Here is a 21,490-nt window from a genome sequence, read left to right as displayed (position 1 = left end):
AGCCTTGTCTTCTCAACGTCGTTTTATTCGACAAGCAATAGCTTGTAGAGCGGCGGATTGTCTTCGACCATATCGGCCAACGTATGCTTATCCAGCTCTTCAAGGAAATTCTGTACGCCCTGTTGGAGCACCTGCTTCAGTCGGCAGGCAGGGGTGATGTGGCAAAACTCGCTGCTGCAGTTAACCAGCGCAAGCGGCTCCAGCGCCCGCACCACGTCGCCGAGGCGAATGCTCTCGGCCGGTTTGCCCAAACGGATGCCGCCATGCTTGCCGCGCACCGCCGTGACAAAACCGACCCGGCTCAACTGATTGATGATCTTCACCATATGGTTGCGAGACACGCCGTAAACCTCGGTCACTTCCGAGATGCTGGTCATCTTGTCCTGCGGCAACGAGGCCATGTAGATCAACGCCCGCAGACCATAATCAGTAAAACTTGTTAACTGCACATCTTACCTCTGGGTATCACTTTACCCGTCTGATACGCCGCGTTTCGGCGCTATTCAAAAGATTACTCATTGGATAATAAACCAGCCGGAGAGTTCGTCGCTAATTATTTAGCGAATCCCGCGCCCTAAGGCGGGTTTATGAAAGGATTTTTTGACGTGAAACCGCAATCGGAGGGAGTCAGGATAAAAACAAACCGGGACACGCCCGGTTTGTTTAATGCCGCAAAGCCTGATTATGCGTCGAACGGGTCGCGCAGGATCATGGTTTCGCTGCGATCCGGGCCGGTAGAGATAATGTCTACCGGTACGCCGGTCACTTCTTCGATGCGCTTGATGTAGTTCAGCGCAGCCTGAGGCAGCTTGCTGTGCTCTTTCACGCCAAAGGTGGTTTCACTCCAGCCTGGCATGGTTTCGTAGATAGGCTCGATGCCTTCCCAGCCTTCAGCCGCCAGCGGAGTGGTATCCACTTCACGGCCGTCCGGCATGCGGTAGCCCACGCAGATCTTCACTTCTTTCAGGCCGTCCAGGACGTCCAGCTTGGTCAGGCAGAAGCCGGACAGGGAGTTGATCTGCACGGCACGACGCACCGCTACCGCGTCCAGCCAGCCGGTACGACGACGACGGCCGGTGGTGGCGCCGAACTCGTTACCCTGCTTGCACAGGTACTCGCCGGTTTCATCGAACAGTTCGGTTGGGAACGGGCCTGCACCCACGCGAGTGGAGTAGGCTTTCACGATGCCCAGCACGTAGTCCACATAACGCGGGCCGATGCCGGAACCGGTAGCCACGCCGCCGGCGGTGGTGTTGGAAGAGGTGACGTACGGGTAAGTACCGTGGTCGATATCCAGCAGGGTGCCCTGAGCGCCTTCGAACATGATCAGGTCGCCACGCTTGCGCGCGCCGTCCAGCAGTTCGGAAACGTCAACCACCATGGCGGTCAGGATGTCGGCGATAGACAGCACGTAGTCCAGCGTCGCCTGATAATCGACGGCTTCAACTTTGTAGTAGTTGACCAGCTGGAAGTTGTGGTAATCGACGATCTCTTTGAGCTTAACGGCGAAGGTTTCTTTGTTGAACAGGTCGCTGACGCGCAGGCCGCGACGAGCCACTTTATCTTCGTAAGCCGGGCCGATACCGCGACCGGTGGTGCCGATCGCTTTCGCGCCGCGCGCTTTCTCACGCGCGTTGTCCAACGCGACGTGGTAAGGCAGGATCAGCGGGCAAGCTTCAGAGAGTAACAGACGTTCGCGTACCGGGATGCCACGCGCTTCGAGTTCACCCATTTCTTTCATCAATGCGTCCGGCGCCAGAACAACACCGTTGCCGATGATGCTGGTGACGTTTTCACGCAGAATACCTGAAGGAATTAAATGAAGGACGGTTTTTTCACCGTTGATTACCAGAGTGTGGCCAGCGTTATGGCCACCTTGGTAGCGCACAACATATTGAGCCCGTTCAGTCAGCAGGTCTACAACCTTGCCTTTACCTTCGTCACCCCATTGGGTGCCCAGTACGACGACGTTCTTACCCATTTTTCAAAATCACCGATTGCTTAAAAATGGATTCTACCACCGTAATTTTCGATTTTCAGCACTTTTAGCATACGATTGCGTAAATTTTGGGCTAGACTTTAAAGACCCGTGCGGCCGCTCAACATGTAGTAGATCACGCAACCCGCAACCACTATTCCACCGCCAAATCGCCGCAGCGTCGCGTCCGGCAACTGCGACATCGCCACAATCATTTTGCGCCAGGCCTGCGGAAACAGCATCGGCCCCAATCCTTCCAGCACCAGAACCAGCCCGAGCGCCAGCCAAATCGTTGAGTTCATGCATCCCCCAAAAACGAGAAAGGGCCCGCGTAAACGGGCCCTCGATCAGATTGCCTGCCGCGCTTACTTGCGCAGGGTATCAGGCGACTTCATGTAGCGGAAGAAATCGCTGTCCGGGCTCAGTACCAGCACGTCCTGGTTGTCCTTGAAGCTGGCTTCATAGGCACGCAGGCTACGGATAAAGGCATAGAAGTCCGGATCCTGGCTGAACGCGTTGGCGAACAGCTTGGCCGCTTCGGCATCGCCTTCACCGCGGGTGATACGCGCCTGACGCTCGGCTTCCGCCAGGGTACGGGTCACTTCGTAGTCCGCGCTGGCGCGCAGCTTCTCGGCTTCTTCCTGGCCCTGCGAGCGCAGACGACGGGCTACCGCTTCACGCTCGGCGCGCATACGCTGGTAGATGGCGTCGGACACTTCTGCCGGCAGGTTGATCTGCTTGATACGCACGTCGATCACTTCGATGCCCAGCGCCGCCATGCTGTTCGGGTTAACCTGCGGCTGTTTGCCGGTAGTTTCCCGTTCAACGCGCGCCGCCGCAGAGGCGATAGCATCATCGGCTTCGGTGGTCGCCACTTCTTCGCCGTCACCCACGGTGCCGGTGTTCAGCGCGTCACGCACATCGGACATCAGCTTGCCGCGCGAGTCGGTCACGATGTCTTTCACGTCCAGGCGGCCGATTTCGGAACGCAGACGGTCGCTGAACTTGCGTTTCAGCAGCACTTCGGCCTGGGAGACGTCGCCGCCGCCGGTCGCCAGATAGTAACGGCTGAAGTCGCTGATGCGCCACTTCAGATAGGAGTCAACGATCAGGTCTTTCTTCTCGCTGGTCACGAAGCGATCGGCCTGGTTGTCCATGGTCTGGATGCGCGCATCCAGGTTCTTCACGGTCTCGATGAACGGGATCTTGAGGTGCAGACCCGGCTCATACACCAGCGGCTTGTTTTCGCCGTCGCGCAGAACCTTGCCAAAGCGCAGCACGATGCCGCGCTGGCCTTCCTGCACCACGAACAGCGAAGCGTACAGCACCACCAGCACCGCGAGGACAATAACTACAAAAGACTTACGCATTGATTACTCTCTCCCTACGCGAGTGGTGTCGTCACGCTGCGCATTCGCCCGGCGCTGATCCATAATCGAACCGCCGCTGGTGCGCGGGGCGCTGCTGTTGGCAGCCGGCGCAGGATTCGGATTGAGGCGAATCAGGCTGGTATCCTTGTTGCCGCTCTCCGGCGCCGCGCCTTGGCCGCGCAGCATCTGATCCAGCGGCAGCACCATCAGGTTGTTGCCCTTGTCGCTCACCAACACCTTACGGGTATGGCCCAGCACTTTTTCCATGGTTTCGATATACAGACGCTCGCGGGTGATCTGCGGTGCGGACTTGTATTCCGGCAACAGCTTGGCAAAGCGCGCCACCTCACCCTGAGCTTCCAGGACGGTACGGTCCTTATAAGCCTTGGAGTCTTCCAGCAGACGCTGCGCCTGGCCGTTCGCACGCGGCTGAACTTCGTTGGCGTAAGCTTCCGCTTCACGGATGTATTGCTGCTCGTTCTCACGCGCGGCGATCGCATCGTCGAACGACGCCTTCACCTCTTCCGGCGGACGCGCCGCCTGGAAGTTGACGTCCAGCAGCGTGATGCCCATGTTGTAAGGACGGATGGTCTCTTCCAGCATGCGCTGCGTATCGTTACGCACCACGGTACGGCCTTCGGTCAGGATGCGGTCCATCGAGTATTTGCCGATCACGCCGCGCAGGGCGCTGTCGGTCGCCTGGCTCAGGCTGTCGTCGGCATTGACGACGCTGAACAGGTACGCTTCCGGGTTGGTCACGCGGTACTGCACGTTCATTTCCACGCGCACCACGTTTTCATCGGAGGTCAGCATCACGCCGGACGCCGCCAGCTCACGCACGGACTCCACGTTCACCGGACGCACGTCGTCGATGAAGGTCGGTTTCCAGTTCAGGCCCGGCTGCACCAGGTGGCTGAACTTGCCGAAACGCGTCACGACGCCGCGCTCGGCTTCCTTGATGGTGTAGAAGCCGCTGGCGGCCCAGATCACCACCACGGCCACCGCCGCGATACCGATAATGCGGCCGCTGAAGCCCGGACCAGAGGTGCCGGTGCCGCCGCTATTGCTGTTGGAGCCTTTGCCCCCGCCGAAACCGCTCAATTTCTTGCTCAGTTTGCGGAAGATATCGTCCAAATCAGGTGGCCCTTGATCACGACCGCCTTTGTTGTTACCGCCAGAGTTGCCGCCATTGTTATTGCTGCTCCCCCACGGGTCGCGGTCCTGTCCGTTATTACCGGGCTGATTCCACGCCATGTTTTAGCTCCATATTCTGTGATTGGGTACTTCAGGCTTTCGCGAAGCATAAATGTAACAGGATATGATCATACGATAAAGTCAATCAGGTCCTGTTCTTGCTTGCAGAGACGACGCCATTCGACGATAGGCATTCGCACCACCACGCCAATGCTGCCGTCCTCTTCGTTCCACTCTTTTTCAATCGCCTGAAGCTGGTAAAAACGGCTGCGAAGACGGCCTGCCCGTGGCGGTAAGCGCAATTCGTAATGCGCGATCTCCCCCGATAAGCGCTCCGTCAACGCCTGATACAGCAACGGAATTCCCTCTCCGCTGGCGGCGGACAGCCACACCCGGATCGGCAGGTTTTCGTCGTTGCGGTCGATACGCGGCACAAAATCGTCCAGCATATCTATTTTGTTCATCACTAACAGTGTAGGGATTTCATCCGAGTCTATCTCCGCCAGCACGGTGTTCACCGCTTCGATGTTCTCATCGACGCGCGGATCTGCGGCATCGATGACGTGCAGCAGCAGAGATGCCTGGCGCGTTTCCTGCAGCGTTGCCTTGAAGGCGGCCACCAGATCGTGCGGCAGGTGCCGGATAAAGCCTACGGTATCCGCCAACACGGTATCTCCTACGTCCGGCACGTCGATGCGCCGCAACGTAGGATCCAAGGTGGCAAATAGCTGGTCCGCCGCATACACCTCGGCAGACGTTATTCGGTTAAACAGGGTGGATTTGCCGGCGTTGGTGTAGCCCACCAGCGATACGGTCGGCACATCGGCGCGGGTCCGCGCGCGTCGGCCTTGTTCACGCTGCTTCTCTACCCGCTCCAGGCGGCGCAGAATCAAGCTGATGCGATCGCGTAACAGGCGACGGTCGGTCTCAAGCTGGGTTTCCCCCGGCCCGCGCAGGCCAATCCCCCCTTTTTGCCGCTCCAGGTGCGTCCAGCCGCGTACCAGACGCGTGGCGATGTGACGCAACTGCGCCAGCTCCACCTGCAGCTTACCTTCATGGGTGCGGGCACGCTGGGCGAAGATGTCTAAAATCAGCCCGGTGCGATCGATCACCCGGCATTCGCACAGGCGCTCGAGGTTTCTTTCCTGCGCCGGGGAAAGGGAATGATCAAACAGGACAACAGACGCGCCGCTGGCTTTCACCGCATCTGCAATTTCTTCGGCCTTTCCTTCGCCGACAAAGTACTTCGGATGCGGGGCTTTGCGGCTACCAGTCACCACTTGCAAAGCTTCGACACCGGCTGAGGAAACCAACGACTCAAACTCGTTGAGGTCTTCCGTATCTTTGTCTTGCGAGAAATAGATATGAACCAGTACGGCCTGCTCACCGGCTTCATAACGGTCAAACAAGCGTGCAACCTCTCAAACGGACACTTACCGTGAGTTTGGGGGACATAAACAGCCCGCGGCTGCTTATGCTCCCCGTCATGGTTGACTTGCAACGCGCTTTATTCAGCGTCATCGCTTTCCTGCTGCGGCTGTTGCTGCGCAGACGGATTGTTGCCATGGTGATAGTTGCTTGAACCGCCGCTCGGGTTGTTGCTGTGATGCGAAACCGGACGTGACGGGACAACGGTAGAGATAGCGTGCTTGTACACCATCTGGCTCACCGTGTTCTTCAACAGGATGACAAACTGGTCAAAAGACTCAATCTGGCCTTGCAGCTTAATACCATTCACCAAATAAATAGAAACCGGAACACGTTCACGACGCAATGCGTTCAGGAACGGATCTTGCAAAGATTGCCCCTTAGCCATTCTATCTTTTCCTTATTTGCTTGTTGTTTGTAACTAAGAACCTGTCGGCTCTAAAATAAACGACGTAAAAAATTTGCGCGCTGAATACTCAGCAATTGTACACAATCACCCAACCTATGCACTAACAACCTGTGTCACCGAGTCCAAAGCCTCTCCCGGCTTTTCACTGTCCAACCAATGGACCGACTCCCAACCCCGTAACCAGGTCATCTGGCGTTTAGCCAACTGACGTGTTGCGCAAATACCACGATAAACCATCTCATCGTAACTAATTTCACCAGACAAGTATGACCACATCTGGCGGTAACCGACACAGCGAATGGAGGGCAAGTCCGTATGCAAATCACCCCGTGCGAAAAGTGCACGCGCTTCCGTCTCAAAACCCGCCGCCAACATTTGATGGTACCGCAGCTCGATGCGTTGATGGATCAACTCACGGCTGGTCGGCGCTATCGCAAATTGGTGAACTTGATACGGTAACGATTCACCCGAAATTTTAGTCAGTTCCGTTAAAGTTTTACCCGAAATAAAAAAAACTTCCAGTGCTCTGGACAGTCTCTGCGGATCATTCGGATGAATTCTCACTGCCGCGACCGGATCGATCGCCTGTAACTGACGGTGCAGCGCCTCCCAGCCCTGCTCCGCCGCTTGCCGTTCGATGCGCTCGCGCACCGCGGGATCGGCGGACGGCAGCGGCGACAATCCTTCCAGCAACGCCTTGAAATACAACATGGTGCCGCCGACCAGCAGCGGAATGCGCCCGGCGGCGGTGATGTCGGCCATCTCCTTCAGCGCGTCGGCGCGGAACTCCGCGGCCGAGTAAGCTTCGGCGGGATCGCGGATATCGATCAGCCGATGCGGCGCCTGCGCCAATTCTTCGGCGCTCGGCTTGGCGGTGCCGATATCCATGCCGCGGTAGATCAGCGCGGAATCGACGCTGATCAGTTCCACCGGCAGGCGTTCGCGCAGCGCGATCGCCAGCGCGGTCTTGCCCGAGGCGGTCGGCCCCATGATGAAAATAGCCGGGGGATGTGGTGTCATTTCAGTGTTAGTCATGCTTGAGGGCCGCCAGTGCGACCTGTAAATCAACGGGTTGTAAAAGTCCGCTCGGTGGCGATTTGACCAGCTGCGGGCAAAGTCGTTCAACGTCGGTCAGCAATTGTATCGCTTGCGAGGTGTTCCACTGTTCATGCTCGCTGCCAAGACGGCGAGCGAGCCAGGTGGCCAGCACCGCGGGCGACATCTCCTGATGTTCGGCCAGATAGCCTAACAGTTCGGGTATCAGTTTTTGTAAATTTTGTTGGCGTAATGGTAAAGGCACTGCGCGCAGCGTCACACGGCCGTGATCCGCCTGCAGATCCAGCCCCATCATCGTCAGCAGCGCCTGATGCCGTGCAATGGCCGCCGCTTCGCTCTTTTCCAACGTCAGCTTGACTGGGATCAGCAGCGGCTGCGGCCGCAGCCCTTCCGTCGGCGGGTTGAGCTGTGCCTGGCGCAGCCAGCGCTCGGCCACCGTCAGATTGAGCAACGCCGGCTGCTGGCGCTGTTCAATCAACGCGTAGCACGGCGGATGAATCATCAGCACCCGGCCAAAACTGTGCGGGCCGCCCGCCAACGGCGTTTCCGCTGCGGCTTTCGCCGGCGGGAACAGCGGCGGCTTACTCGAAACTTCCGACGCCGCATCGGCCTGCGGCTCGGCGACGGGCTGCATCAGTTTACCGTACAGCTCGCCTTCGCGTTTCTGGTAACCGCCGGTCGTTTGCCAACCCGGCTGCGGTGCACGCTCGCGGGCGGTGCCGGCCGGTGGCGGCGTTTCGCGACGCGGCGCAGGCTGAGAAAAATGGTTGCCGCCGGCGGCGACGCGGTTTTCCTGCTGCCAGACCGGCGCGGGCGCTTCGTCAGGCGTTTCCGCCAGCGGCAGCGGCGGCGTCTGACCGGCCTGCTGCAGCACGGTGGTTACCGCCTGGTAGATAAAATCGTGCACCAGCCGCGCCTGATGGAAACGCACCTCGTGCTTGGCGGGATGAACGTTGACGTCCACCTGGTGCGGGTCGACCTCTAGATACAGCACGTAAGCGGGCTGCTGATCGTCCTTCAGCTGATCCTGATAGGCCTGACGAATAGCGTGATTGATCAAGCGATCGCGCATCATGCGGCAGTTGACGTAGCAGTATTGCATTTCACCCAGTTGGCGCGCCCCGGCCGGATCCGCCACCCAGCCGCGGATGCTCAGATCGCCGTGTTGCCAGTCGATGTTCAGCGCATGCTGCAAAAACGCCGGGCCACAGATGCTGCCCAAACGGCGCTCGTGCTGGCTCTCTTCTTTCGCTGCCCGGTATTGACGGATCAGTTTGCCGTTGTGGCTGAGGTTGATCGCCACATCGAAACGCGCCAGCGCGATGCGCCGCACCACTTCATCGATATGGCCGAATTCGGTTTTCTCGGTGCGCATGAACTTGCGGCGCGCCGGGGTGTTGTAAAACAGATCCAGCACTTCCAGCGTGCTGCCGACCGGGTGCGCGGCGGGTTTGACCGTCACCGCCTGCTCGCGCCCTTCGGCATAGGCTTGCCACGCCTCGCTCTGCTCGGCGGTGCGCGACGTCAGGGTCAAACGGGAAACCGAGCTGATACTGGCCAGCGCTTCGCCGCGAAAACCGAGGCTGACGATCGCTTCCAGATCGTCGAGCGTGCTGATTTTACTGGTAGCGTGCCGCGCCAGCGCCAGCGCCAGATCGTCCTTGCCGATGCCGCAGCCGTTGTCGCGAATGCGGATCAGCCTGGCGCCGCCGCGTTCAATATCGATATCGATGCGCGTCGCCCCGGCGTCCAGGCTGTTTTCCACCAGTTCCTTGACGACCGACGCAGGGCGTTCAACCACCTCTCCGGCGGCGATCTGGTTGGCAAGCTGTGGCGGTAACACCTGGATAGGCATGCTGGCTCCTGTAGCGATGGCGCTAGGCCTGCGGAATGGTCAGCGTCCGATCCAGCGGCGCGACGTCCGACTTCAGATTATTGACCCGTTTCAGATCGCCGACGCTGACCCCGTAGCGAGAAGCGATGGAGGAGAGCGTATCCCCGCGGGCCACTTTATGTTTAGACGGCTTCTTGGCCGGCGTTTTCGCCTTGGCGACGGTGGCGACGGCGGCGGTTTTCCCCGCCGGCACCTTCAGGCGTTGCCCGACCCACACGCCGTCTTTCTTCAGTTTGTTCAGATCCCGCAGCGCCGCCATGGTCGTGCCGTAGCTGTCGGCGATGCCGGACAGCGTTTCCGCCCGCTTCACTACGTGGATCTGGGTCTTGCCGCTTACGCTGCGGCTCGCGCCGGCCGAGCTGACGATAGGCTCAGGCTGGCGCACGTCTGGTGTTGAGGTGTTAACCGCCGCTGCGACGTCCAGCGGTCGGTTTTCCACCTTTGGGTCGGCTTGCAACGGATGCGCCAGGAAGTAGCTGCGCAGGCCGTTGTGAATGGCCTTGGCAATCTTCTCCTGATACGCGCTACTGCCCAGCAGCCGCTCCTCCGTGCTATTACTGATAAATCCGGTTTCCACCAGCAGCGATGGAATATCCGGCGAACGCAGTACACCCAGGCTGGCGTGTTCCGGCCGGCGTTTATGCAACGATCCGACGCTCTGCAACTGCTGCAGCACTTTCACCGCCACATCGTAACCGACGCGCTGCGAGTGGCCGAACTGCAGATCCAGCACCGCCTGGCTCAGATAAGGATCGGCCTGGCTGTTGGCCAGCAGATCGCCGGCGCCGCCGAGCAGCTCAGACTGCTTCTCATGCTGTTCGAGCCAGCCGGCCATTTCGCTGTTGGCACGGCGATTGGACAGCACCCAGACGGAGGCCCCGCTGGCGCTGCGGTTTGGCGCGGCGTCGGCATGGATGGAGACCAGCACGTTGGCACCCTGTTTACGCGCAACGTCGGAGCGCCCCATCACCGAGATGAAATAGTCACCGGTACGCGTCAGCACCGGTTTGAACTGCGGATCGGCGTCCAACATCGCCTGCAGGCGACGCGCGATGGCGATGGTGACATTCTTTTCTTTCAGCCCGCTCGGGCCAATGGCGCCCGGATCCTGGCCGCCGTGGCCGGCGTCGATCGCCACCACCACCCGATCGCCGGAACCGGCGGAAACGCGGCTGCTGCGCGGCGTGACCTCTGTGGCGGTGCCTGCGACCACGGTCTGTTTATGGGTAAAGGGATTCGATCCCGTCGGCGTTTTGCGCAGCGGCGGCTCCGGCGCTTCACGCACCACGACCGGCGCCTGACGCGGCGGTGGGTTGACCGCTACCGGCGCAGGCGTTTGCACCGGCGCCTTGCGCACCACCGTATTGGCACTGCCTTCGGCCGTAATGGTGAACACCACGGTATGCACCCCGCCGTTCTGGCGGGTGGCGACGCGGGTTTTGGCGCGCTGGGTCAGATCAAACACCAGGCGCACGCTCTGAGCGTCTTTCGGCGCGCTGGAGCGAATGCTTTTCACCAGGTTTTGCCCGCTGAAATTGAGCGGCAGGCCGCCGACCTTGCCCTTCTGGTTAACGTCCAGCACCACGCGTTCCGGGCCGTGCAACGGGAAAAACGCGTAGTCCGGCGGGCCATTGAAGCTCACCGACACCGTCGCTTCGCGTTGGGCGTTGGACACTTTGATATCGGACAGCGAGGAAGCCGCCAGCGCGTTCAGCGCACCGAGCGGCCCCAGCACGGCGATCAGCATGATGACCGCAAATTTTTTCAACACGTGCGTCATTGCAGCATCATCCCTGTGATCCATGAATACGGTCTAGCAGTTGGCTGCCGTAAGCAGAAATCGCCTCGATCTTCGCCTCTCGCCCCTCGCCCTGATAGCAAAGATGCAGCGCCAGATCCGGCTCCGGCAGCACGCCGGTGCCCTGCTGCGGCCATTCGACCAGGCAGATGGCGTCTTGCGCGAAGTAATCGCGAATGCCCATGAATTCAAGCTCTTCCGGATCGGCCAGGCGATACAGATCGAAGTGATACACCGCCAGCGGCTGCAAGGCATAGGGCTCCACCAGCGTATAGGTCGGGCTTTTGACGTTGCCCTGATGCCCTAACGCCTGCAGGAAACCACGGCTGAAGGTGGTTTTACCGGCGCCCAGGTCGCCGTAGAGATAGATGACGCTGGCGCGATCGCAGGCCTTGGCCAAAGTGGTGCCCAAAGCGACAGTCGCTGCCTCGTCTGGTAGAGGTAAAACGAGTTCTTTCATTCGATAAAGTCTATTTTGCCCACTCAGGGTTAACGAAATGAAGGATGTCCGGCAGTAAATCGGTCGCCAACATGCCTCTTGTTCCTTGTCTTTCCGCTACGCGATCGCCGGCCGCGCCATGTACGACGCAGCCCGCACAGGCGGCATCATACAGCGAGAGCTTTTGCGCCAGCAAACCGCCGATGATGCCCGACAGCACATCGCCCATGCCGCCGGAGGCCATGCCGGCGTTGCCGACGTCGGCAATCGCCATCTGCCCCTGCTCATCGGCGATCAGCGTACCGGCGCCTTTCAGCACCACCACGCCGCCGTAGCGCGCCGTCAGCTTGCGCACGGCAAGTAAGCGATCACTCTCGATGTCGGCAGTGCTGCAGCTCAACAGCCGCGCCGCCTCTCCAGGATGCGGAGTCATCACGCGATTCTGCCGTTTCTCGGGATTTAATGCCAGCAAGTTCAGCGCATCGGCGTCCCACAAGGCCGGTTTATCGCTGGTTTGCAGCACGTTCAAGGCATTTTTGCCCCATTCAGCCTGGCCCAGTCCCGGGCCAATCACCAGCACATCCGCCCATTGCATCGCCTGCCGCAGCGTCGCCTCGTCCAGCGCCTGCGCCATCAGCTCCGGCCGGGCCGCCAGCAGCGGTGCGACGTGATCCATGTGAGTAAGCACTCGCACCAATCCCGCCCCGCTGCGTAGCGCCGCCTCCGCCGCCATGCGAATGGCGCCGCCGAACCCGTGGTCGCCGCCCACCAACAGCAGGCGGCCATGCTCGCCCTTATGGGCGCAGGGACGGCGCGGATGCAGCCAGCGCGGCAATATCTCGGCGGTAAGCCGCTGAATCTGCTCCGGTTGCTTCGCCAACCAACCCGATAAGCCTAGCGCATTCTGATGAAGTTGCCCGACCCAGTCGCGCGCCTGGCCGGTCAGCAACCCCGGTTTGAGGCCGATGAACGTGACGGTGTGCGCGGCACGCACGACCGCGCCCGGCGCTGCGCCACTTTCCGCCAGCAGGCCGGACGGGATATCGAGCGCCACCACCGGCGCCGCATGGCGGTTGGCGGCCTCGATCAGCGCGTCGTAAGGCGCACGCGGCGCGCTGCCCAGGCCAGTGCCTAACAGGCCGTCAATGATGAGAGAGACGGACGCCGGCCAGCGGCTGTTTGCCGGCAGAATATCACCGCCGGCGGCCAACCAGGCCTGACGGGCCGCCGCGGCTTCCGGCGGCAAAGGCCGTACGCCTTCGCAGGCGATCAGCGTCACCTGTACGCCCGCCGCCTTCGCCAGGCGCGCCACCACATAGCCGTCGCCGCCGTTGTTGCCGTGGCCGCACAGCACCAGCCAGTGGTCGCGGGAGGGGTACGCGTTGCGCGCCAATACGTAGGCCGCCTGACCGGCGCGCTGCATCAAATCGTAAAGAGAAATACCGAGCGAGGCCGCCGCGGCGGGTTCCGAGCGACGGATCCAATCCGCAGGCCAGACAGAGTGTGGTAAACTGTCAGCGTATGCTTTTTCACTGTGGCCCGTCATGACGCACCCCCTCGATCTCCATCAACTCGCCCAACATATCAAGCAATGGGGGCAATCGCTAGGATTCCAACAGGTTGGCATCTGCGATACCGATCTGAGCCTTGAAGAGCCGAAGCTGCAGGCCTGGCTCGACAAACAGTACCACGGCGAAATGGCATGGATGGCGCGCCACGGCATGCTGCGCGCACGCCCTCACGAACTGTTGCCGGGCACGCTGCGAGTGATCAGCGTACGCATGAACTACCTGCCGGCCAAGGCGGCGTTTGCCAGCACTTTGCAGAACCCGCAACTGGGCTACGTCAGCCGCTATGCGCTGGGGCGCGACTATCACAAACTGTTGCGCCAGCGTCTGAAAAAGCTGGGCGATCAGATCCAGGCCTATTGCGGCGAGTTAAATTTTCGCCCCTTTGTCGATTCTGCGCCGGTGATGGAACGCGCGCTGGCCGCCAAAGCGGGCATCGGTTGGGTTGGTAAACACTCACTAATTCTCAACCGTGAAGCCGGGTCGTGGTTTTTCCTCGGCGAACTGCTGATCGACCTGCCGCTGCCGGTCGATCAGCCGCAGGAAGAACAGTGTGGCCGCTGCGTCGCCTGTATCACCACCTGCCCGACCGGCGCCATCGTCGCCCCCTATACCGTCGACGCCCGGCGCTGTATCTCCTACCTGACCATCGAGCTGGAAGGCGCGATCCCGGAGGAGTTCCGCCCGCTGCTCGGCAACCGCATCTATGGCTGCGACGACTGCCAGCTGATTTGCCCGTGGAACCGCTTTTCACAGCTCACCGACGAAGACGATTTCAGCCCGCGCGCCACGCTGCATGCGCCGCAGCTGATCGATCTGTTCAACTGGACGGAAGAAAAGTTCCTGCGCATCACCGAAGGCTCGGCGATACGCCGCATCGGCCACCTGCGCTGGCTGCGCAATATCGCCGTGGCGCTGGGCAATGCGCCCTACGAGGACAGCGTCGTGCTCGCACTGCGCACGCGCCTGGGCCAGGACGCCATGCTGGACGAACATATCCACTGGGCGCTGGCGCAACAGCTCGACCGCCGCGAAGCGCAGGGCGTCGAGGTGCAGACGGCGCAGAAAAAACGGCTGATACGGGCTGTGGAAAAAGGTTTGCCGAGGGACGCCTGACGGCGTGCGCCGCGCGGCCATCTCACCGGATGTCTCACTCTGTGGATTTGTGCATAAAAATAAAAACACGTTGTCTTTCAACTGCAACAAAAAGAGCAAGTGATCGGCATAACGTTTTGGGATAAATAAATAAACTTATAAATCAGATAGATAAATATTTAATTTGTATGACGTTGATTTTTCAGGCAGGCGAGTTTATGTGCAGAGGCTGTGGATAACTCTGTTCACAACATTTTTACGAGGCGTGTAAAAGGGACAAAAACCCGCGCCGGATAAGGCGTTGGATTTGAGTTTGAAACGAAGAGAAAATTGGAGCGGGAAACGAGACTCGAACTCGCGACCCCGACCTTGGCAAGGTCGTGCTCTACCAACTGAGCTATTCCCGCATTGAGATGCTTTTGGCATCCGGTCACCAAACACTGACGTGACCTTTGAATTTTTGGAGCGGGAAACGAGGCTCGAACTCGCGACCTCAACCTTGGCAAGGTTGCGCTCTACCAACTGAGCTATTCCCGCGTCGCATAGGTACTGCTTGATACTGCTTTATTTATTCATCATGCCGCATCGCGACATTGTTGAATTTGGAGCGGGAAACGAGACTCGAACTCGCGACCCCGACCTTGGCAAGGTCGTGCTCTACCAACTGAGCTATTCCCGCCCGGCGTATCGATGGTGGAACGTTACGAAATTCTTCATCGGTACGGGGTGCGCATTATACGAGAAATCCTTTTTGCCGCAAGCCCCTGAAAGCAAAAAAACGCGATTTTTGTTTGATTGCCGATTAAAGCGCCAGATTGGCGAATTAAGCGGCTAAAACCGGCGTTTTTTCCCCAGAGGGGCCGCCATCGCCTTAAAGCTGAATGAAATGTTCGCGGTAATAAGCCAGTTCGGCCACCGATTCGCGGATGTCGTCCAGCGCCTGATGGGTGCCCTGCTTCTTAAAACCGGCGAGAATTTCCGGCTTCCAGCGGCGCGCCAACTCCTTCAGCGTGCTGACGTCCAGGTAGCGGTAATGGAAGTAAGCCTCCAGCTCCGGCATGTAGCGGAACAGGAAACGGCGGTCCTGGCCCACGCTGTTGCCGCAGATTGGCGATTTGCCGGCCGGCACCCACTGCTGCAGGAAGGCTATCGTTTCCAGCTCGGCGGCGCGATCGTCCTGGCGGCTGGCTTTCACCCGTTCCACCAGCCCGCTGCCGGTATGGGTGCGCACGTTCCACTCGTCCATCAAGGCCAACTGCTCGTCGGATTGGTGCACGGCGATCACCGGCCCTTCCGCCAGGATGTTCAGGTTGGCGTCGGTGACCAGCGTGGCGATCTCGATAATGCGGTCACGCTCGGGATCCAGCCCGGTCATCTCCAAATCGATCCAAATCAGGTTATTTTCGTTTCCTGTCATGATGTTTCCTGCCTAAAAGCCGAGAGAAAAACGCTGTGCGGACGAGACGACGGGCGCCGCCGCTGGCGACGCGCCGCAGCCGGCGGCTAACAACGGTTATTTAATATAAAATAGCGTGTATCATAGTCTTTTTGGTCGCCCTGGGCGACATATACCCTGACGGGTTCAAGGCTGCGCTCGGGGCAAGTCCCCCGCCGCAGCTGTGCGTATACGTAAAGGTATAAAACCGATTCAAGTGAGGCGCAGTGAGTAAGAACAAACTGTCCAAAGGCCAGCAACGCCGCGTGCAGGCGAACCATCAGCGCCGTCTGAAGCGCGCTGATAACAAACCGGAACCGGATGATTCCCAGCTGGGCGAGCCGCAGGAAGGCGTCGTTATCAGCCGTTTCGGCATGCACGCCGACGTTGAGGCGCCGGATGGCACTCAGCACCGCTGCAACATCCGCCGCACGCTGCGTTCGCTGGTCACCGGCGATCGCGTGGTGTGGCGCCCCGGCCTGGGCACCCATGAAGGGGTAAAAGGCATCGTGGAAGCGGTGCACGAGCGCACCTCGGTGCTGACGCGCCCGGATTTCTACGACGGCGTGAAGCCGATCGCCGCCAATATCAATCAGATCGTCATCGTGTCGGCGATCCTGCCCGAGCTGTCGCTGAACATCATCGACCGTTATCTGGTGGCCTGCGAAACGCTCGAAGTCGAGCCGCTGATCGTGCTCAACAAAATTGACCTGCTGGACGCCGAAGCGCGCAAGCTGGTCGACGGCATGATGGATATCTATCGCAAGATTGGCTACCGGGTGTTGGAAGTTTCCAGCCAGACGCGGGAAGGCATGGCGGAATTCGAACAGGCGCTGGCGGGGCGCATCAGCATCTTCGCCGGCCAGTCGGGGGTCGGCAAGTCCAGCCTGCTGAATGCGCTGCTGCCGCCGTCCGAAGAGCAAATTCTGGTAAATCAGGTTTCCGACGTTTCGGGCCTCGGGCAACATACCACCACCGCCGCGCGGCTGTACCATTTCCAGCACGGCGGCGACGTGATCGACTCCCCGGGGGTGCGCGAGTTTGGCCTGTGGCATCTGGAGCCGGAACAAATCACCCGCGGATTTGTCGAATTCCGTGATTATTTAGGCGGTTGCAAATTCCGCGACTGCCGCCACGATACCGATCCCGGCTGCGCCATCCGCGCGGCGATGGAGAAAGGCGATATCGCGGAAGAGCGTTTCGACAACTATCACCGCATTCTGGAAAGCATGGCGCAGGTGAAGGTTCGCAAGAACTTCACGGACGCCGCAGACTGACACTGACGGGCGGGCATTGACGACGGCGGAGCCCTCGTTACAATGCGCGCCCTTTACCCTGATTCACGAGGTTAACGTGCTGGATAGCATCAAGATTAAATTGCAATATTGGTTGCCGAAGCTGGCGCTGACCCGCCTGGCAGGCTGGGGCGCCGACAAACGGGCCGGCTGGCTGACCCAACTGGTGGTCAAGGCCTTCGCCCGCTTCTACCGCGTAGACATGCAGGAAGCGCAAAATCCGGACCTGGCGTCTTACGCCACCTTCAACGACTTCTTCGTGCGCCCGCTGCGCGACGGCGCGCGCCCGATCGTCGCCGACGCCAACTGGCTGGCGCTGCCTGCCGATGGCGCCATCAGCCAGCTCGGCCCGATCCGCGACGATCAAATCTTCCAGGCCAAAGGCCACCACTACAGCCTGGAAGCGCTGCTGGCCGGCAACTACCTGCTGGCCGAGCCGTTCCGCAACGGCCTGTTCGCCACCACCTATCTGGCGCCGCGCGACTACCACCGCGTGCACATGCCGTGCGCCGGCGTGCTGCGCGAGATGATCTATGTGCCGGGCGATCTGTTCTCGGTCAACCCGCTCACCGCCGCCAACGTGCCTAACCTGTTCGCGCGCAACGAGCGCGTGATCTGCGTGTTCGACACCGACATCGGGCCAATGGTGCAAATCCTGGTCGGCGCCACCATCGTCGGCAGCATCGAGACCGTCTGGGCCGGCACCGTCACGCCGCCGCGCGAAGGCATCATCAAACGCTGGACCTACCCGGCCGCCGGTGAAGAAGGCGCCATCGCGCTGGAAAAAGGCGCCGAGATGGGCCGCTTCAAACTCGGCTCCACGGTGATCAACCTGTTTACCGCAGGCAGCGTGCAGTTCGCGCCGCAGCTGCATAACGGCACCGTCACCCGCATGGGTGAGGCCTTCGCCGAAATCCCGGCCGCCGCTGAAACACCACAGACCCCGCTCTAAAGGAATCGACGCCGTGCGCCTGATCATCACGCTTTTGCTCGGTTGCCTGCTGTGGCAACCGGCGCTGGCCGCCCCCGTGCCGACCGAGAACCAGCTCAAACAGGAGCTGAAGCAGGCGGAAAACAGCAAAAACGCGCCAAATCAGGCGGAGACCACCGAGGCGCTGCAAAGCGCCCTCAACTGGCTGACGGAGCGTAAAGAGTCGCAGACTCGCTCTGAACAGTATCAGAAGGTGATCGACGATTTCCCGAAGATGACGCAGGAACTGCGCCGTCAGCTGGTGCTGGAAAGCAACAAGATCCTGCCGAACGGCGACGATCTGCCGGCCGCCGAGCTGGAACAGCAGATCCTGCAAACCAGCAGCCTGCTGCTGGAACAGGCGCGCCTGCTGCAACAAGAGCAGGATCGCACGCGGGAAATCAGCGATTCCCTCGGCCAGCTGCCGCAGCAGCAGACCGACGCCCGCCGCGCGCTGACCGAAGTGCAGCGCCGTCTGCAGGCGCAGCCCGCCAACCCGACCACCCCGTACGCGCAGGCCGCCCTGGCCCTGCTGCAGACCGAAGCCGCGGCGCGCAAAGCCAAAGTGGACGAGCTGGAGCTGGCGCAGCTGTCGGCCAACAACCGTCAGGAGCTGGCGCGCATGCGCGCCGAGGTCTATAAAAAGCGCCACGAGAAAATAGACGTTCAGCTGCAGGCGCTGCGCAACAACCTCAACGCCCAGCGCCAACGCGAAGCGGAACTGGCGCTGGAAAAAACCGAGCAGCTGGCCGAGCAGAACGGCGACTTGCCAAAAAGCATCAGCCAACAGCTGCAGATCAACCGCGAACTGTCCGCCGCGCTGAACAGCCAGGCGCAGCGCATGGATCTGATTTCGTCGCAGCAGCGGCAGGCGGCGGCGCAGACGCTGCAGGTGCGCCAGGCGCTGAGTACTATCATCGAACAGGCCCAGTGGCTCGGCTCGTCGTCGGCGCTGGGGGAAACCCTGCGCGCCCAGGTGGCGACGCTGCCGGAGATGCCCAAGCCGCAACAGCTGGACGGCGACATGGCCCAGCTGCGCGTGCAGCGCCTGCAGTTTGAAAACCAGCTGGAAAAACTGTCGCAACGCGAATTCAAACGCGACGACGGCAGCGCGCTGACCAACCAGGAGCAGCGCATCGTCGATGCCCAGCTGCGCACCCAGCGCGAGCTGCTGAACTCGCTGCTGTCCGGTTGCGACACCCAAATCCTCGAGCTGACCAAGCTGAAGGTGGCCAACACCCAACTGATCGAAGCGTTGAACGAAATTCGCGACGCCACCCACCGCTATCTGTTCTGGGTGCCGGACGTCAATCCGATCAACTTCTCTTATCCGCTCAACGTGGCGCACGATCTGACGCGCGTCCTGTCGCTGGACACGCTGTCACAGCTCGGCGGCGCTTTCATGATGATGGTGACCAGCCGCGAAACGCTGATCCCGATCTTCGGCGCCCTGCTGCTGGTGATTTTCAGCATCAGTTCGCGCAAGCACTATCACGCCTTCCTCGAGCGCGCCAGCAGCCGCGTCGGCAAGGTGACGCAGGACGAATTCTTCCTGACGGTGCGCACCGTGTTCTGGTCGATTCTGGTGGCGATGCCGCTGCCGGTGCTGTGGGCCGCGCTCGGCTACGGCCTGCAGAGCGCCTGGAACTACCCGGTGGCGGAAGCGATCGGCAAAGGGGTGACCGCCACGCTGCCGATCCTGTGGATCTGCATGATCTGCGCCGCTTTCGCCCATCCGCAGGGGTTGTTCATCGTGCACTTCCGCTGGCCGGCGAAGCAGGTTTCGCGCGCCATGCGTTACTATAAGATGTCGATCTGGCTGATCGTGCCGCTGATCATGGCGCTGATCACCTTCGATAGCCTGAAAGAGCGCGAATTCGCCAACACCCTGGGGCGGCTGTGCTTCATCCTGCTGTGTCTGGCGCTGGCGCTGGTCACCCACAGCCTGAAGCGCGCCGGCATCCCGCTGTATCTGGATAAAAACGGCTCCGGCGACAACATGCTCAACAGCGCCTTCTGGGGGCTGCTGCTGTCGGCGCCGCTGCTGGCGGCGCTGGCCTCGACCGTCGGTTACCTCACCACCGCGCAGGCGCTGTTGGCGCGCCTGGAAACCTCGGTGGCGATCTGGTTCCTGCTGCTGGTTGTCTACCACATCATCCGCCGTTGGATGCTGATCCAGCGGCGACGCATCGCCTTCGATCGCGCCAAACAGCGCCGTGCCGACATCCTGGCCCAGCGCGCCCGCGGCGAAGACGAAACTTCGCACACCCCGAACAGCACCGAAGGATCCATCGATCCGGACGATTCGGACTTCGATCTGGACACCATCAGCGCCCAGTCGCTGCGGCTGGTGCGTTCGATCCTGACGCTGATCGCGCTGGTGTCGGTGATCGTGCTGTGGTCGGAGATCCACTCCGCGTTCGCTTTCCTGGAAAACATCTCGCTGTGGGATGTGACCTCGACGGTGAACGGCGTGGAGACCGCCCATCCGATCACCCTCGGCGCGGTCCTGATTGCCATTCTGGTGTTGATCATCACCATGCAGCTGGTGCGCAACCTGCCGGCACTGCTGGAGCTGGCGGTGCTGCAGCACCTGGATCTGACGCCGGGCACCGGCTACGCCATCACCACCATCACCAAGTACCTGCTGCTGGTGTTCGGCGCGGTGCTCAGCTTCGCCTGGATCGGCATCGAGTGGTCGAAACTGCAGTGGGTGGTTACCGCACTCAGCCTGGGGTTGGGCTTCGGCATGCAGGAGATCTTCTCCAACTTCATCTCCGGCCTGATCATCCTGTTCGAGAAACCGATCCGCATCGGCGATACCGTGACGATCCGCAACCTGACCGGCACCGTCACCAAGATCAACACCCGCGCCACCACCATTTCGGATTGGGACCGCAAAGAGATCATCGTGCCGAACAAAGCCTTCATCACCGAACAGTTCGTCAACTGGTCGCTGTCGGATAACCTGACCCGTGTGGTGCTGACCGTGCCGGCACCGGGCGAAGCCAACAGCGAAGAGGTGACCAAGATCCTGATGAACGCCGCCGAACGCTGCTCGCTGGTGCTGGATAACCCGGCGCCGGAGGTTTACCTGGTCGATCTGCAGCAAGGTATCCAGATCTTCGAGATGCGTATTTACGCCGCCGAGATGGGCCACCGCATGCCGCTGCGCCACGAGATCCACCAGCTGATCCTGGCGGGCTACCGCGAGCACGGCATCACGCTGCCGTACCCGCCGTTCCAGGTGCGCACCGAGACGCTGTCGCGGCTGACCAACAACGGCCGTACGCCGCCGTCTACGCCGGCGCCGAACACCAAGCGCGACGCCGGGGGCCTGTAAGCGGTTCTCGCGATAAAAAAAGGGCCGGCAAATGCCGGTAATGCTTGTCAGTTAAGCTTTTGAGGAAGCCGCAACGTATAACGTTGCGGCTTCTTTTTTACTGCTCGCGGGTAATGCCTTTGCCGTCGAGAAGGAAGTACGAAGCTCCCCGCCATTGCCAGGATATCATTCATTATCTTCGGGACTTTCCCAGGGGCAACTGCCGGAAGCAGGCTCAG

17 protein-coding genes and 3 tRNA genes are annotated in these 21,490 nt (G+C 60.6%); 4 read left to right on the top strand and 16 right to left on the bottom strand.

The genetic code is table 11. The annotated features are described in order from the left end of the window. Positions 1-23 precede the first annotated feature (23 nt). From nsrR to nnr, 12 genes are all read right to left on the bottom strand, one after another. Positions 24-449: a nitric oxide-sensing transcriptional repressor NsrR gene (nsrR, locus tag ACUTSC_RS14270; protein WP_015376391.1), complete on the bottom strand. Its 426-nt coding sequence runs from the start codon at positions 447-449 to the stop codon at positions 24-26. A gap of 233 nt (positions 450-682) precedes the next feature. Continuing rightward, positions 683-1,981, bottom strand: a complete 1,299-nt coding sequence (locus ACUTSC_RS14265) for an adenylosuccinate synthase (protein ID WP_033648701.1) — start codon at positions 1,979-1,981, stop codon at positions 683-685. Between the two features lie 98 nt (positions 1,982-2,079). After that, positions 2,080-2,280: a DUF2065 domain-containing protein gene (locus ACUTSC_RS14260; protein ID WP_004933666.1), complete on the bottom strand. Its 201-nt coding sequence runs from the start codon at positions 2,278-2,280 to the stop codon at positions 2,080-2,082. A 63-nt stretch (positions 2,281-2,343) separates the two neighbouring features. Next, the gene (hflC, locus tag ACUTSC_RS14255) at positions 2,344-3,348 is read right to left on the bottom strand and encodes a protease modulator HflC (protein ID WP_197767112.1); all 1,005 of its coding nucleotides are present in this window, start codon (positions 3,346-3,348) and stop codon (positions 2,344-2,346) included. Positions 3,349-3,351: 3 nt separating this feature from the next. Further along, on the bottom strand, positions 3,352-4,602 hold the full coding sequence (gene hflK, locus ACUTSC_RS14250; protein ID WP_033636782.1) for an FtsH protease activity modulator HflK: 1,251 nt from the start codon (positions 4,600-4,602) through the stop codon (positions 3,352-3,354). Between the two features lie 68 nt (positions 4,603-4,670). After that, a complete protein-coding gene (gene hflX, locus ACUTSC_RS14245) occupies positions 4,671-5,951 on the bottom strand; it encodes a ribosome rescue GTPase HflX (protein WP_004933675.1) in 1,281 nt (426 codons plus the stop codon). A gap of 98 nt (positions 5,952-6,049) precedes the next feature. Next, positions 6,050-6,358, bottom strand: coding sequence for an RNA chaperone Hfq (gene hfq, locus ACUTSC_RS14240; protein ID WP_004933678.1), 309 nt, complete (start codon positions 6,356-6,358; stop codon positions 6,050-6,052). A 114-nt stretch (positions 6,359-6,472) separates the two neighbouring features. Beyond that, the gene (gene miaA / locus ACUTSC_RS14235; RefSeq protein ID WP_197767113.1) at positions 6,473-7,414 is read right to left on the bottom strand and encodes a tRNA (adenosine(37)-N6)-dimethylallyltransferase MiaA; all 942 of its coding nucleotides are present in this window, start codon (positions 7,412-7,414) and stop codon (positions 6,473-6,475) included. Beyond that, positions 7,407-9,290, bottom strand: a complete 1,884-nt coding sequence (gene mutL / locus ACUTSC_RS14230; protein WP_445653409.1) for a DNA mismatch repair endonuclease MutL — start codon at positions 9,288-9,290, stop codon at positions 7,407-7,409. Before mutL ends, miaA begins: the two co-directional genes overlap by 8 nt. A gap of 22 nt (positions 9,291-9,312) precedes the next feature. Then, positions 9,313-11,109 carry an N-acetylmuramoyl-L-alanine amidase AmiB gene (amiB, locus tag ACUTSC_RS14225; RefSeq protein ID WP_445653408.1) on the bottom strand — a complete coding sequence of 599 codons (1,797 nt, stop codon included), beginning with the start codon at positions 11,107-11,109 and terminating at the stop codon, positions 9,313-9,315. Positions 11,110-11,116: 7 nt separating this feature from the next. After that, positions 11,117-11,587 (bottom strand): tRNA (adenosine(37)-N6)-threonylcarbamoyltransferase complex ATPase subunit type 1 TsaE, encoded by a 471-nt coding sequence (gene tsaE / locus ACUTSC_RS14220; protein ID WP_130017351.1) that lies wholly within the window; start codon positions 11,585-11,587, stop codon positions 11,117-11,119. 10 nt (positions 11,588-11,597) lie between these two features. Continuing rightward, positions 11,598-13,112 (bottom strand): bifunctional ADP-dependent NAD(P)H-hydrate dehydratase/NAD(P)H-hydrate epimerase, encoded by a 1,515-nt coding sequence (nnr, locus tag ACUTSC_RS14215; RefSeq protein WP_445653407.1) that lies wholly within the window; start codon positions 13,110-13,112, stop codon positions 11,598-11,600. Between nnr and queG the strand changes: the two genes are divergently transcribed. Next, positions 13,111-14,250, top strand: coding sequence for a tRNA epoxyqueuosine(34) reductase QueG (queG, locus tag ACUTSC_RS14210; RefSeq protein ID WP_197767117.1), 1,140 nt, complete (start codon positions 13,111-13,113; stop codon positions 14,248-14,250). The two genes, nnr and queG, sit on opposite strands and share 2 nt — an antisense overlap. 310 nt (positions 14,251-14,560) lie before the next feature. Here queG and ACUTSC_RS14205 read toward each other — a convergent pair. The 4 genes from ACUTSC_RS14205 to orn all read right to left on the bottom strand — a co-directional run bounded on the left by ACUTSC_RS14205 (position 14,561) and on the right by orn (position 15,646). Then, positions 14,561-14,636, bottom strand: a tRNA-Gly gene (locus ACUTSC_RS14205). Between the two features lie 54 nt (positions 14,637-14,690). Continuing rightward, a tRNA-Gly gene (locus ACUTSC_RS14200) sits at positions 14,691-14,766 on the bottom strand. 66 nt (positions 14,767-14,832) lie between these two features. Continuing rightward, a tRNA-Gly gene (locus tag ACUTSC_RS14195) sits at positions 14,833-14,908 on the bottom strand. Positions 14,909-15,100: 192 nt separating this feature from the next. Continuing rightward, positions 15,101-15,646, bottom strand: a complete 546-nt coding sequence (gene orn / locus ACUTSC_RS14190) for an oligoribonuclease (protein ID WP_033636776.1) — start codon at positions 15,644-15,646, stop codon at positions 15,101-15,103. Positions 15,647-15,891: 245 nt separating this feature from the next. On the opposite strand from orn, the gene rsgA reads away from it, so the two are divergent. The 3 genes from rsgA (at position 15,892) to mscM (ending at position 21,272) form a co-directional block, all read left to right on the top strand. Beyond that, a complete protein-coding gene (rsgA, locus tag ACUTSC_RS14185; RefSeq protein ID WP_004929686.1) occupies positions 15,892-16,941 on the top strand; it encodes a small ribosomal subunit biogenesis GTPase RsgA in 1,050 nt (349 codons plus the stop codon). Positions 16,942-17,017: 76 nt separating this feature from the next. Beyond that, the gene (gene asd, locus ACUTSC_RS14180) at positions 17,018-17,911 is read left to right on the top strand and encodes an archaetidylserine decarboxylase (RefSeq protein WP_060440899.1); all 894 of its coding nucleotides are present in this window, start codon (positions 17,018-17,020) and stop codon (positions 17,909-17,911) included. Between the two features lie 13 nt (positions 17,912-17,924). Then, positions 17,925-21,272 carry a miniconductance mechanosensitive channel MscM gene (mscM, locus tag ACUTSC_RS14175; RefSeq protein ID WP_445653406.1) on the top strand — a complete coding sequence of 1,116 codons (3,348 nt, stop codon included), beginning with the start codon at positions 17,925-17,927 and terminating at the stop codon, positions 21,270-21,272. Positions 21,273-21,490: the final 218 nt, after the last annotated feature.

The organism is Serratia sp. TSA_105.2 (assembly GCF_052692115.1).
Note: the sequence above shows the minus strand (reverse complement) of the source record. Positions and strands in the feature narration are given on the sequence as shown.